14 protein-coding genes are annotated in these 14736 nt (G+C 38.0%); 13 read left to right on the forward strand and 1 reads right to left on the reverse strand.

Features of this window, described 5'->3' with window-relative positions:
• Positions 1-27: 27 nt before the first annotated feature.
• The 13 genes from OQ268_RS07140 (at position 28) to hemF (ending at position 13196) form a co-directional block, all read left to right on the forward strand.
• On the forward strand, positions 28-1431 hold the full coding sequence (locus OQ268_RS07140; RefSeq protein ID WP_265855429.1) for a pectate lyase family protein: 1404 nt from the start codon (positions 28-30) through the stop codon (positions 1429-1431).
• Positions 1432-1513: 82 nt separating this feature from the next.
• On the forward strand, positions 1514-2668 hold the full coding sequence (locus OQ268_RS07145; protein ID WP_265855430.1) for a glycosyltransferase family 4 protein: 1155 nt from the start codon (positions 1514-1516) through the stop codon (positions 2666-2668).
• A 48-nt stretch (positions 2669-2716) separates the two neighbouring features.
• Positions 2717-3523: a phytanoyl-CoA dioxygenase family protein gene (locus OQ268_RS07150; RefSeq protein WP_265855431.1), complete on the forward strand. Its 807-nt coding sequence runs from the start codon at positions 2717-2719 to the stop codon at positions 3521-3523.
• Positions 3524-3535: 12 nt separating this feature from the next.
• Positions 3536-4507, forward strand: coding sequence for a hypothetical protein (locus OQ268_RS07155; protein WP_265855432.1), 972 nt, complete (start codon positions 3536-3538; stop codon positions 4505-4507).
• Positions 4504-5001: a GNAT family N-acetyltransferase gene (locus tag OQ268_RS07160; RefSeq protein WP_265855433.1), complete on the forward strand. Its 498-nt coding sequence runs from the start codon at positions 4504-4506 to the stop codon at positions 4999-5001. The genes OQ268_RS07155 and OQ268_RS07160 overlap by 4 nt, the downstream gene beginning before the upstream one ends.
• A gap of 33 nt (positions 5002-5034) precedes the next feature.
• Positions 5035-6072 (forward strand): GNAT family N-acetyltransferase, encoded by a 1038-nt coding sequence (locus tag OQ268_RS07165; RefSeq protein WP_265855434.1) that lies wholly within the window; start codon positions 5035-5037, stop codon positions 6070-6072.
• Positions 6073-6100: 28 nt separating this feature from the next.
• A complete protein-coding gene (locus OQ268_RS07170) occupies positions 6101-7159 on the forward strand; it encodes a GNAT family N-acetyltransferase (RefSeq protein WP_265855435.1) in 1059 nt (352 codons plus the stop codon).
• Positions 7160-7178: 19 nt separating this feature from the next.
• A complete protein-coding gene (locus tag OQ268_RS07175) occupies positions 7179-9107 on the forward strand; it encodes a polysaccharide biosynthesis protein (protein ID WP_265855436.1) in 1929 nt (642 codons plus the stop codon).
• Positions 9108-9215: 108 nt separating this feature from the next.
• Complete coding sequence (locus OQ268_RS07180) at positions 9216-9638, forward strand: hypothetical protein (protein ID WP_265855437.1); 423 nt, start codon at positions 9216-9218, stop codon at positions 9636-9638.
• A 185-nt stretch (positions 9639-9823) separates the two neighbouring features.
• Positions 9824-10381: a hypothetical protein gene (locus OQ268_RS07185; protein ID WP_265855438.1), complete on the forward strand. Its 558-nt coding sequence runs from the start codon at positions 9824-9826 to the stop codon at positions 10379-10381.
• 43 nt (positions 10382-10424) lie between these two features.
• Positions 10425-10724 (forward strand): hypothetical protein, encoded by a 300-nt coding sequence (locus tag OQ268_RS07190; RefSeq protein ID WP_265855439.1) that lies wholly within the window; start codon positions 10425-10427, stop codon positions 10722-10724.
• Positions 10725-10969: 245 nt separating this feature from the next.
• A complete protein-coding gene (locus OQ268_RS07195) occupies positions 10970-12202 on the forward strand; it encodes an MFS transporter (protein ID WP_265855440.1) in 1233 nt (410 codons plus the stop codon).
• A 100-nt stretch (positions 12203-12302) separates the two neighbouring features.
• Entirely contained in the window at positions 12303-13196 is an 894-nt protein-coding gene (hemF, locus tag OQ268_RS07200) for an oxygen-dependent coproporphyrinogen oxidase (protein ID WP_265855441.1), read from the forward strand.
• Between the two features lie 294 nt (positions 13197-13490).
• Here hemF and OQ268_RS07205 read toward each other — a convergent pair whose 3' ends face one another.
• Entirely contained in the window at positions 13491-14636 is a 1146-nt protein-coding gene (locus tag OQ268_RS07205; protein WP_265855442.1) for a tetratricopeptide repeat protein, read from the reverse strand.
• Between the last annotated feature and the right edge of the window lie 100 nt (positions 14637-14736).

Here is a 14736-nt window from a genome sequence, read left to right on the forward strand (position 1 = left end):
GGTGTAAATTTAAAAAAACATTCAAAAATGCAGAGAAAAACCAAATTGTTTAGAAAAGTGACTTTTTTCAGTTTATTATTGACTACAATTATCTTTTTCAGTAATTGTAAAAAAGAATTTAGCGGTGCTGAAGATGTGGTAGATACTACCGATACATTTTCAGATACAACTAAAAGTTTAATCGGATTTAATTATTCAGGAAAACTTCCTGCAGCTTCGATTAAAGCAGAAGCAGGGTTTGCATATAGTTTTACAACTACTGTAAATTCTGATGGTGACACCGACACGGAGCCAAACAAATCTACCCTGAAACTTTACGAAAATGGGGTAGAAATAGGACCTGCGCATTCGGTATTAACAGATATCAGGGATGTAGGTAAAGGACGTTTTCGCCATTGGGGGAATACACTCTATTTTTCAGCATCTGATAATAGTAATCCCCGTACTAATGGCAGGACATACAGTGTTGTAATTACCGATGCCGCGGCTACTCCACCGCAAACAAGTACACCTGTAACAAGTAAACCAAGTGGTGCAGAAACTACAGCAGGTTTAATGGGTTATGCCATGGTGAATGGCACCACAACCGGCGGCCAGGGTGGCGTTGAAACAACTGTTACAACATTGGCACAGCTTAAAGCGGCAATGAGCGATAATGTGACGCGTATTGTGTACGTAAGTGGAACTATTAAGGGTGCTGGTGAAGATCCTATTTATGCTAAATCTAATAAGTCGTTAATTGGAAGATCTGGGGCTGTGTTAGAAGGCTTAGAGTTTTTCATCTTTGGGGTTAACAATCTTATTTTTCAAAACATCACCTTTAAAAATTATGTGGTTAATGCTGCGCTTCAGATCAAAGAAAGATCTCATCACATCTGGGTAGATCATTGTGATTTTTCTACCGATAGAAGCCACGGTTGGGACTATTGGGGTAAAGATATTACCATCACCCGGGAAGCAGATTACGTAACCGTTTCTTGGAGTAAATTCCACGATACCAATTTATCTGTGTTGATTAGTGGTGGTATTGCAGGACACGAAGCAGACGCTGGAAAACTCCACGTTACAATGCACCACAATTTTTGGTACAACGTATCGGAGAGAGAGCCATCAATGAATTATGGAAGAGTGCACATGTTTAATAACTATCACCTTAACAACTCAGGCTATTCGATTGCTGCAAGAGCTGGGGGTATTGTTAGAACAGATAATGAGTACTTCTCAAACTGTGCCATGCCATTGGTTTCGAAAATCAATACAGACCCTGAAGGATATTTTAGTGGTGTAACAACCAATATTTACGACAAGTCTGGATCAAACGCGATTACCACAGCCATTTCCAACTGGGTACCAGAATACAGTTATAGCGCTTACTTAAATGATGCGGCAAGCGTTCCTTCTATTGTAATGAATGGCGCAGGACCAAAATAATTAAATAAAAAAATCTTCATATTTTTTCTTCAAGGCCACCCGGATGGGTGGCTTTGCAGTTTAAATAAATAACCAAATTGACATGATGACTTTTACCAGTAAGAAGATTTTTATCGTTTGCGATTCTTCAAGAAATCTACTCGACTTTAGAGGGAGGTTAATAGAGAAAATGCAGCAGCAGAATCAGGTTTACGTATTTACGCCACTAATTGAGCAAGCTAGCGTACGCGAAAGATTAAAAGATTTGGGCGTAATTACTTACGAGAGTAACCTGGATGGCAGCAACGTTTCTATCTTATCAGATTTGAAATTTATCTTTTCTCTGTATAGGCTCATTAGAAAAATTAAACCTGATATCTTTTTTCCTTACACTTTCAAGCCGGTAATATATGGCTCATTCTTAGCCAAATTATGTAATGTAGGTTTAATTGCGCCAATGCTTACAGGCCTTGGTTATAGTTTTACCAATCACGCGGCAGGGAATAAGCTGGTGATGAGAATGACCAGGATGTTGTTGAAGTTTAGTTTAAAGCCTCATCCACGTTTGAATATAATCTTCCAGAATAAAGATGATTCAAGCCGGTTAGTAGACCTAAAAATCCTAAATAAAAAACACCAGGTTTATGTGGTAAATGGGTCTGGGGTAGATTTAGGTCATTACCAATACTCTACGCCTAATACGTCGAAAATCACTTTTTTGATGGTTTCGAGGCTCATTAATGCGAAGGGTATCCAAGAATACTATGATGCTGCGAAATTGGTTAGCGCCCGCTTCCCAAATACGGAATTTAAGCTTGTTGGACCATACGGACCAAATATCGATGCCATTAGTACAGCATTATACCAGGAAATAACTTGCGGAAATGTAATTCGTTACCTCGGTCAACTCGATGATGTTCGCCCAGAAATAGAAAGCGCATCGGTGCTGGTATTGCCATCATATTATGGCGAGGGGGTACCCCGAAGTGTTTTAGAAGGAATGGCGATGGGAAGAGCAGTAATTACCAGTGATTCTGTTGGTTGTAGAGAAACAATCAGTAACGACCCAGAACTCAAAAACGGGTTCTTGATTCCAATAAAAGATGCCAATGCACTTGCGACTAAAATGGAGTATTTCATCAATAATAAGCAAGAGATTATCAACTGTGGCAGCAGGGGAAGGGCCTTCGCCAAAAAGAAATTCGATGTAAATCTTATCAATTCAGACATTTTCAAAATCATGCAGCTGGAGGCATAACATCTGTTAAACCAACTAAACCTTAATAATTACCTAAAAATTTAAATTGTGAAGAATACATTTGTTTACAAAAGAGCAACACTGGCCGAATTTAAAGAAGCCATTGATGAGTATGGCTGGGTTGTTTACGAAAAAGCCATCAACCAAAAGCTCATCTCTGAAATCATTTCAAGTTTCGATACCTGTTACAGCATGCGAAGGGAAATCCAGATGCTAAATGGTATTGAAGTAAATATGGAAGGCACACTTCATCACCTTCTGGAAAAAGATAATTTCTCGTTAGAATTACTTAGCAAACTTTACTGCCATAGAGAAATTAGAGATTTTCTTGGTGGAAATTATATCCTTAATGGTATCAATGGCGTAATTAATTCAAAGAAAGCAAAAAACACCTACATCCATAATATCCACAGAGATGTTAGAACCTTTTCGGGAGAAAATAGATTGATGATCCAAATGATTATTGTGTTGGATGACTTTACAATTTTCAATGGCGCTACGCATTTCCTCTCCGGATCTCATAAGTTAGATTGTAAGCCAGATGAGAAACATTTCAAAGCTTTTGCCCAGCAAGCCATTGCAAAAAAAGGAAGTATCATTTTATTCGATTCAAACATTTGGCATGCTGGCGGTACTAATTTTACAAGAAAGGTAAGGCGAGCACTTACATTAGGCTTTACTAAGCCATACATCAAACAACAATTTGATTATCCCAGGTTCCTAGGTTACGAATTTGGCGAAACATTAAATAGCGATTTAAGACAAATTATCGGATACAATGCCAGGGTTCCAGCCAGCTTGCACGAATATTATCAACCCACCTCGCAAAGAATGTACAAGGCCGATCAAGGGTAAACACCATAAATAATGAACGCTCAAACCGATACACCAAAAACCTATGGAGGCTTTATTGGTCTTCAACTTATTGAAGCAGAACCATACCACCAAAACTTACTTGCGCTAAACACCGGGCGAAACGCCCTTGAATATATTCTCAGGGTTAGGGGCTATCGGCTTATCTACCTGCCTTATTATACTTGCGAGGTGCTTATTGAACCCTTGAAAAGACTGAATATCCAACATCGCTTTTACAAAATAGACATCAATTTAGAACCGATTATAGATTTTGAAATAGAAGATGATGCCTGCCTACTTTATACCAATTATTTTGGCGTTAAAACAGACGTGGTTACCAGGCTAAGTCATTCTATCAAAAATATCATAATAGACAATGCACAAGCTTTTTTTAACCAACCAATAGCCAATTGCGACACGTTTTATTCATGCAGAAAATTTTTTGGCGTTCCAGATGGTGCTTATCTATATATTGATACAACCCATCATTTAGAATTGCAACAAGATCTCTCAATTGATCGTTTTTCACACTTAATTAAAAGTGTCGATATTAATATTGAAACCGGCTATAAGGACTATATCGAAAACAATCGGGTACTGGAAAATAACGAGATTAAAAAAATGTCTCGCCTAACACAATCAATTTTATCAGCCATCGATTATTCCAGATGTATTGAAGCTCGTAAACGCAACTTTCAATACTTACACCAAAACCTGGCCTCACTAAACCTACTGAACTTTGAATTGAGCCCTAACGATGTGCCAATGGTTTACCCGCTATTACTAAACCATCCGGGTTTGCGGGAAAAGCTGATTGAACGCAATGTTTATATCCCTACGTATTGGCCGAATGTATTACAATGGGCCAGTGAAGATAGTACTGAACATTTCTTAACGAAGAATTTAATCGCCATCCCAATAGACCATAGATATGGCATAGCCGATATGAAAGCAATTCTGGAGGTATTAAACTCGATATTATGAATACTGAAATATACTTAAGGCCGCTAGTGCTGGCAGATGCAGCAACTTCATTCAAATGGAGAAATGATCCCGAGGTTTGGTCTTATACAAAATTCGTGCTCCAATCCGAAATTACCCATCAAATTGAAAGGGAATGGTTGTCGAAGAAAATGAAGTTGCCAAATGAAAGAAGATTTGCGATTTGCTTAAAACAAGATGATGCATACATCGGTAACATTCAACTACTTAACATCACTGCAGAAAGCGCCGATTTTCATTTGTTTATAGGCGAAAAAATCCATTGGGGCAAAGGCTATGGCTACCAGGCATCTACCATGTTAATTCAATATGCATTTAGCACCCTACATCTTAAAAATATTGCGCTAGAGGTGCATGCAGATCATGCAGCTGCATACTCAATTTACAAAAAAGCAGGCTTCAAGCGTATTTCAGAGACTGATGGATTTATTAAAATGGCTATTGATGCGCCAACACTCCATGCAAGTGCACTTTAAACAAATCTATTATCAAAATTAACTCTTCCCAAAATGAATAGAACAATTACAATTTCAGAAAGGGCCGATTGGACCTATTATGTCGAAAATGCGTTTCACTACGACTTCTATCATACCTGGTATTATCATAGTCTCGAAAGGTCTGGCACACCAATCATGTTTATTTACCAGGAGGATGATGATTATATTGCCTTTCCTTTGTTAAAACGAGCCATTCCGAACACTCAATTTTTCGATTTTACTTCTGTTTATGGTTACACCGGGCCAATTAGCAACAACGATTTTAAAGCACTCGAGCCCGAATTTATGGAGCGTTTCAAAGCTTGCTTTCTGCAATTTTTGCAAACTGCCCAAACGGTAAGTGTGTTTTCCCGTCTCCATCCGTTTTTTAATCAAGAATGCTTAATGGATAGGTTTTCTGGCGTTCATGCAAATGGTAAGACAGTAGCTATAGACTTAACCAAAACCATAGAATCTCAAAGGGCGGGTTACCGGAAAAGTGTTAAAGAGAGAATAAGGCGGCTGCGAAAGAAAAATTACGAAGTTGTGCTTTCTACTGATGTACAGGATGCTGCTATTTTTTGTGAGATTTATAGCGATAACATGAAGCGTATTGGTGCCAGCAATTGCTATTTATTTGATGAAGATTATTTTATCAAGCTACTCCGTTCTAACGAATTCGACACCAAGTTATTTCTGGTTTACAAAGATGGAGTAGCCATTTCGGGTGCCGTGGTAGTCTGTACCAACGAAATTATGCAAGTACATTTGCTTGCAACCAGGACCACTCATCTCTTTGAGTCGCCTGCAAAACTACTAACCGATGAAATTACCGTAATAGGAAGAAATTTAGGATTTAAGTATTTTAATTTGGGTGGGGGAGTCAATTTTAAAGAAGATAGTTTGTTTGGGTGGAAGAAGGGCTTTTCAGATTTATGCTTCGAGTTCAATAGTTGGCGATATGTTGCTAATACCGAAGTTTACCACGAATTAATCAAACAAAAATCTATTGAAGAATATGCCAACATAGATTTTTTCCCGCTATATAGAAGCCCTGTAGTTGCATCTTAAAGTATATGCATATTAATCATTTTAAGCTATGTCGATTATCAATAGTACGCTCAGCTCAATCTTAAAAATTACTATCGCAGAAAAAGAAGATTGGACTGCTTATGTAAAAAAAGCCATCCACTCAGATTTTTACCACACCTGGCATTACCATTCATTAGCTCAAAATGGCAGACCAATTTTATGTGTGTATGTAGAAGATAATAATTTCATCGCGATTCCATTATTACAGCGTGAAATAGAGGGGACCAACTACAATGATTTTCACTCAGTTTATGGCTATTCCGGTCCCATATCTAATCTTAGTTTCGATGAGGTTCCAGCAGCAATGCTAAAGAGTTTTAAAACGTCATTGTTAGACTTTATTAAGCAGGAAAATGGCGTATCTGTTTTCTCAAAATTACATCCTTTTTTTAAGCAAGATGTGCTGATAAGAAATTTTGATGGGCTGTTTGATAATGGAAAAACAGTAGCCATTGATTTAAGGGTACCAGTAGAAATACAACGAAAGGGCTATAGGCAAACTACGTTAGACGCCATTAAGAAATGCCGTCGTTTGGGGTATAATATGGTAGAAGCTGCTACGCAGGATGATATCGCCGAATTTACCCAGCTCTATCAAAAAAACATGAACCGTATCCATGCGGCAGACTTCTATCTATTTGATGAAGCATATTTTACCAAACTGATTAATACTGACGAGTATCTATGCAAACTGGTACTCATTAAAAACGATGGGGAACTTGTATGCGGTAGTATCATCATGCTTAACCATGGCATTATTCAAGGCCACCTTATCGCAACCAACGAAAAATACTTACGCCATTCACCGGCAAAATTGCTTGTAGATGAGGTTAGCATTCTCGGACGAGCCCTTGGGATGCAATTCTATCACTTAGGCGGCGGTCTTGGTTTTAAAGAAAATTCACTTTTCGAATGGAAACTGGGATTCTCTCAACTCACTTTACCTTATAAAAGTTGGCGACTGGTGGCCAACAAAGATGTATACATAACCCTTGTAAAAGACAACGGGCAAGATCCTCAAAACGATGTAGATTTTTTCCCGCTGTATAGACTAACACAATCTTAAACTTAACGAACTACAAATTATGAAAAAGCTTTTCTTTCCAGATAAAGTTCACTCCAGGTGGTTAATTTTGCTCATCGACCAATGCATTATCGTATGGACACTCTTCATTTCGATTTTGCTTACGAATACGGTAAATGTAGTAGAAATATTCAACTACCAAAATTACGCTTATGTAGCATTGTATGGTGCAATTGCAATAGGGGTATTTACAACGCTTAGAATTCATACGGGCATCATCCGCTATTCGAATACACAAGATATTTTAAGAATTTTTGTTGGGGTGTTGGCTACCAGCGTCTTGTTCGTTGGCTTTAATAAAATTCTATCCCAACGCTTCGAATTGCTTTGGTCGCAGATGGATAAGGCGCTTATCTTAAATTTTTTCATTTCATCATCCATATTAATATTGCTTAGGATTTCGGTAAAAAGTGTTTTCCTATTATTTAAGGAACTGAAAACCGACCAGGAGAATGAAAACATATTAATTTATGGATCAGAGAAAAAGTCCATCCTCATCAAAAGAGCCATAGAAGATAGCAAGGAATCGCACATGCAGGTTTTTGGTTTTATTGATGATAACCGAGATCGGGTTTCGAAATACTTGGAACAAAAAAAGGTGTACCATTCCTCGGCAGTGTCATCTCTCAAAGCAAAATGTGGAATTAAGAAAATTCTTTTCGCTGATGACATGATGAATACTTTAAATAAAAAGAAGATCATGGATCTTTGTATTTCGTTGGGGATAAAGGTAATTATGGTTCCGCCACCTAACAAATGGCTTTATGGGAAACTCAGTTCCGACCAGCTTCGCGATTTAAAAATAGAAGATTTGTTGGAACGTGAGCCGATTAAGCTAAACAAGCAAAATATTTTAGCCGATTTGAAGGGTAAATGCATTTTGATAACCGGCGCAGCTGGCTCAATCGGATCAGAAATAGTTCGTCAGGCCATTCAATATCAACCACGATGCCTCGTACTTTGCGACCAGGCAGAAACACCGCTCCACGAGTTGCAATTGGAACTTGAAGATAAAATGCAGGCCGATAATATTAAGCTCTTTATGGCCGATGTACAAAACCCAAATCGGATTAGAACACTCTTCGAATTGTATAAGCCTGAAGTTGTTTTCCACGCTGCTGCATATAAGCACGTGCCAATGATGGAGGAGAACCCAGCCGAAGCGATATTAACAAACGTATTAGGTACCAAGAATATGGCCGATATCTCAATGGAGTTCGGGGTAGAAAAGTTTGTAATGATTTCGACCGATAAAGCCGTTCGGCCAACTAACATTATGGGTGCTTCAAAAAGGCTTGCAGAAATCTACATTCAATCGCTAAATAATAACGTGGATGAAACCATTAACGATAACACAGTACCGAAACTTACCCGCTTTATTACCACCAGGTTCGGCAATGTATTGGGATCCAACGGTTCTGTAATACCTAGGTTTAAAAGTCAGATAGAGAAAAAGGGCCCAATCACCGTTACGCATCCAGATATTACCCGTTATTTTATGACTATTCCCGAAGCAGTGCAATTGGTAATGGAAGCAGGAGCAATGGGAAAAGGAGGGGAGATTTTCTTGTTCGACATGGGCAAACCCATTAAAATAGTCGATTTAGCGGTGAATATGATTCGCTTGGCTGGCCTTGTACCTCATGAAGATATCAGCATAGCTTTCACTGGTTTAAGACCAGGAGAGAAATTACATGAAGAGTTATTACTATCTGAGGAGCAACTTTTGGATACACACCATCCTAAAATAAAAATATCAAAAAAGGTGTCTTACAATTATCTGGTCGTTAACAAATCTATTAAAGATTTAATCGACCTTAACAGTGATGGAAACGATTTCAATATGGTAAAAAAGATGAAAGAAATTATTCCCGATTATATTAGTAACAACTCCAGGTATGGTGAGCTAGATTTATTGGTTGCAAACTAAAAATAATCATTCAAATCCTTGCTTAGTTTAAATTATAGCATTATATTGTACATACTCGTCCCGAGTGTTGGTTTAGTTTAACACAGTCTAAAACTTAAATTAACCGCCATGAATGTAAACGTAGGTCAGGTACTCGAACGCGTTGTGCGTAGAGACCGAATGGGTATCAGCGAACTTTCAAGAAAACTTCACGTAAGTAGAAGAACTATTTACAACTGGTTTGACCAAAAAAGTTTGAACCCTGAAATTATTTGGAAGGTAGGAACCGTAATTGGACACGATTTTTCGATTGACCTTCCAGAATCATACATCAAAGCCGGAAATAATTTGCATGAAGCTTTCGATTTCCATAACACGGAAAATCCTAAAGCGGATGCCAATTCGGTTTATTTCTGGATGAATAAGTACATCAAACTCCTGGAAAAATATAACGAAATCTTAAGTCATGTTTCTGAAAACAGAAAGCTTACAGAACAAGCTATGCCTAGAAACGTGAAGAGAGAGCTCTCTGTTGTCACGTATGATGAATAAGCATCAATCTTATTAGCACTTATAAATAATAATCTGCCTATCGTATTGCTGGCCCTTACAAATTTGCTTGGACCCCAATCGACTACATAGCGCTCAATTTTCCGAATTAATATTTCATTAACATCATCCTAAACTGCAACTGCTTGTGGTAAGGGATCTGTATTGCTCCCCTAATAAAATTAATTATGAAAACGCTTAACGCCCTAATTATCTTATTTTCAATTTTTGGATTTACAAAATCTTTCGCACAATCTCAAGTATTCAACGGCACCGGCATCAGGTATAGTGCTGGCATAGAAACTGGCTTGGCAACAGGCTATCTTGCTAAAAAATATGAAGGTACTCTTGGAGTTTCTGTCCAAGCAGAGTTCCCTTTTTTAGAAGGGGAGTTGTATGGAACAGTGAACACTGGTTTCAATAACATCTTTACCACCGCAACCTATGTACGTTTGGTAGACGATTTGCACTTAGTTCCATTTAAAGCAGGTCTTAAATATTTTTACAAAAGCAACCTCTATTTTCAAACAGAAATTGGTTTTTCGTTTCTCCTTAATAAAGCAAAATGTGTTGAAGGAAAAAACGCAGCATTTGTATATGCCCCACAAGCTGGGATGATTTTTTATCTCCACGCCCGCGATTATATCGATGCGGGCCTCCGTTTTGAAAGCAACAGTAAATTTTATCATTGCGATAACTACAACAACTTTGTCGGCTTTAGGATCGCGTGGGGATTTACGCGTTAGCTGAAACCGCTTCTAACCTAACCAAATAATCTTTTTCCGCTCAATGAAAGCTAGTATTCAATTTAATACGATGAATGAATTATGGATTCTCTTCATTGATTGCAAGCACGAAGAATCTTCAAAATACATCAGAACAATTATCAAAATTATCGTTAAAATATTATCGGGAACCCCCTTACCGGGCAACAAGAGGAGAATAAGGGCGGGAAGGCACTATATTATTCATGATTATGTTGTCGAAGTGCATACTGACGAATGGTTTCCATTGGTATTAGCAAGTAAGCGAAAAGATTTACTCGAAGGCATAAAATCTATATTTATGGATATGGTAAACGAAAAATAGCCTATAAAATTTATAACACCTATTCAGTTAGCATGTTTGGCAATAAAATTTATTTCCCATAGTGATCATTCAATTATTGGCTATTCCAACGGGATAGCCTTTTTTTTGGCGCATAAAATCGTTCCGAAAGTATTTGCAATACATCTTTAAATGAGGGATGCCACGAAGATCTGCCGCTTTATTTTTAAAAGTTATTTTATTTATTTGTGGTTATTTGTACTTTCATCAATTAAACCAAATAGTAGATGGAGTTCCAATCCCAAGCAACCAATCGCAACGTTATATTTCTTGTTATTGTAGCCGCTTTAGGCTATTTTGTAGATATATACGATCTTGTTTTATTTTCTGTTGTACGATTAAAAAGCTTCGCAGATATTGGTGTGTCGCCAGAACAAATGCGAACAGATGGCGAATATGTGATAAACATGCAGATGTTTGGTCTCCTCTTAGGCGGGTTGTTATGGGGCACAATTGGCGATAAATTTGGGCGGATAAAGGTACTTTTTGGATCCATCCTGATGTATTCAATAGCAAATATTGCAAATGGTTTTGCTAATGATGTGCATACTTATGCCCTCATCAGATTTATTGCAGGTATAGGCTTGGCCGGAGAGCTTGGTGCCGGTATAACCTTGGTAACAGAAACCATGGATAAAGAAAAGCGGGGCTATGGAACAATGGTAGTTGCCGGAATTGGGCTATTGGGTGCTGCCGCTGCTGCAACCATAGGTAAGCATTTTCAATGGCAAACATCCTATTTTGTAGGGGGCGGTATGGGACTGCTACTCTTGCTTCTACGTGTTGGCACTTTCGAGTCTGGCATGTTTAAGAATGTAGAGCAGGCAAAAACAGTGTCAAAAGGAAATTTCTTCATGCTGTTTTCCAATCGGAAACGGTTTTTAAAATACCTGGCCTGTATTTGCCTTGGCCTGCCACTGTGGTTTATAGTAGGCATATTGGTTACCCAGTCTCCAGAAATTGGCAAGGCGATAGGCGCTGTTGATGTCCTAAACGCAGGAACTGGTATTATGTACACCTACTTTGGTATTGCCATTGGTGATGTGGTTTGCGGCTTCTTGGCACAAATTCTTCGTTCGAGAAGAAAAACGGTACTTATTTTTCAAATGTTATCGGTTTTAACTGTGATCTTATACCTTACCCGCGAACAGCTTACGGAAAGTAGTTTTATGCTCATCTGTTTAATTATGGGCTTTGCGGTTGGATATTGGGCAACATTTGTTACCATTGCTGCCGAACAATTTGGTACTAATATTCGATCTACAGTAACCACTACTGCGCCTAATTTTGTACGCGGCGCATTAATACCAATTACTTACCTTTTTGAATTTTTCGTTAAACGTTATGGTATCATTACAGCTGGCTTTGCCGTGATGGGGATTGTTACGGCAATCGCCATGATCTCGGTACTATACTTAAAAGAAAGCTTTAACAAAGACCTTAATTATTTGGAAGAGTAAGGGGTTTAAGGGCTATGTCAAGCTATTGTATTATCTCCAAATTATTATTTATAGATCTTGTAATAGCCGTAAGTTTGCATCATACCAAAACGAAATGACCATGTTTAGAGAAGAGGTTGCAGAGCGATATAAAGAAATTCAGGACCAGATTTGTGATGGTTTAGCGTTAGCTGATGGCTTAGGTAAATTCGAGGAAGAACTGTGGGAAAGGCAAGGCGGGGGAGGCGGTCGTACCCGTATTATGCAACATGGTGCAATAATCGAAAAAGGCGGGGTTAACTTTTCTGCAGTGCATGGAAAATTGCCAGAATCCGTTAAAAAAGCTTTTGGAGTTGCCGAAGAAGATTTCTTCGCAACTGGTGTGTCAATCGTTATTCATCCTAACCATCCATTAGTACCCATTATCCATATGAATATTCGGTACTTTGAACTCAATGAGCAAACCCGTTGGTTTGGTGGTGGAATCGATCTAACCCCGCATTATGTGTTTGAAAATGATGCTCGTTTTTTTCACCATAAATTGAAAAATGCTTGCGACGAATTTAATCCTGAGTTTTACCCAAAGTTTAAAGCGCATGCTGATGATTATTTTTTTATCAAACATCGTGAAGAAACACGTGGTATTGGAGGAATTTTTTACGATCGCCTGAAACCGGATAACACGAATTTATCTTGGAACGAAATTCTGGATTTCTCGACCAACATTGGAGAAACTTTTCTGCCAATCTACACTGAACTTATTGATCGCAATCGCGATAAGCCATTTACCAACTTGCATCAGGAATGGCAATACCAACGCCGAAGCCGTTATGTAGAATTCAATTTGGTTTACGATTCTGGTACTAAATTCGGCTTGGAGACTAATGGCCGTATCGAATCTATTTTAATGAGTTTGCCACCACAGGCAAATTGGGCTTACAATGTAAAACCAAATGAAGGTTCAGATGAGTTTAAAACCCAGCAATTCTTAAAAAAAGGCATCAACTGGATTTAGTCATTCAGGTCTAACCAGCGACAATATCTTCACGATATAGAAATGTCCTATAATTAATATTATGTTAAGTTGAATACTTGATGTAGCTTACGGGTTTGTTCAAAATCCTGAATAAAACTTTGATGTTTAAGTGTCTCCTCGCTTGACTTACCTACAACAATTGCTGCAACGATAATTTAGCCCCGAGCTGTGATGTGGTTAGACTATTAAAACACGAGGGACACACTTGATCAATGTGAGTGATTTTTGCTGAAGTTAATCGGATTCTCGTTGATGAATATGATTTCAGCCAGATTATAATTCCTGCAGCTTTTGATTCAACTCCTGGACTTTGTCGGTTGCTCTCTTTCTGCTGTAAACATCCGCTAGCAATTGCACCGTTTTTTTGTCGTTTGGATTAATTTCATTAGCCCTTTGTAGTGCCATTTGTGCTCTGTTGATTAATGCATTGTACTTAGCAACTTTGTCGGCATCATTTTTCTTGAGCGCATCATTAGCATTATTAACATATGCCAAACCCAATTGGTAAAGCGCATCAAAATAATTAGCATCGGTGGCCAGCGCTTTATCATAAGCTAAAATTGCTGTTGAGTTATTTCCTCCCGCCTGTTGCAAATATCCGTAAAGGAAATATAAAAGCTTATTTCCTTTTTCAACTTTCAGGTTAGACTCTATCAGTGAAGCTGCCTTTTGATAATTTTCAGTATCCAACAGCAAGTTAATATAATCGTTAGTAAGCTGATGGTTGAAAGGATTTTTTGCCAAACCATCCTCCAGCGTTTTCAAAGCTGCTTCGTTGTCATATTTAGAAACATAAAGTTGTGAGAGCTTCTGGAACATAGCGGCATTTCTAATTCCATTTTCTTTTGCCCGCTTAAAGTAATTAAGCGATTCATCGTAATTTTGAATATTTAACGCACAAATTGCAGTATTAAGTGCCAACGTTGTATCCGTAGGAAAGCTATCACTTACTTCCTTAAGGTCTTCATATGCTGCTTTAAAATCATTATTAAAATAAGAACTATTACCTATATCTTGCTTTTTGATAAGGATATTATGGTGCGAAGCCTTAATTAAACCTGAATTATCTTCATATTTATCCAAGCTTTTCGCCTGCTTGATCGCATCATTCGCAGCGTTGTAAAACTTATCAGCACTCCCCTCATCAGTTTCAATGATCGATGCATATGATGTTAGATAAGATTTTATGGCCCAGGTCTCTGCCCAATTTTTTGTCTTGTTATCCTTTTCTGCAGATTCTATTGCTTTTAAACCTTCGGTGATAATTGACAATTGCTTTTTCTCATTTTCTTTGCCAGCAATAGCAGCCTGTAGTTTTCCTACAGAATTTCGTGCAATCAAAATCTGACTTTTTTGTGCAAATAAATTCGATGAAAACATTAATGAAAGAGCGACTATAAATTTAAAACCTTTTTGCATAGGATATGGGGATATTTTGCAGTAAAAAATGTGATCAGCGGTAAAAATAAACAAAAAAAAAGAGTCGAGATAAAATCAGGACTCTTTTTTAAGTATCTAA

The organism is Pedobacter sandarakinus (assembly GCF_026240095.1).
In the GTDB taxonomy this organism is placed as follows: Bacteria; Bacteroidota; Bacteroidia; order Sphingobacteriales; family Sphingobacteriaceae; genus Pedobacter; species Pedobacter sandarakinus.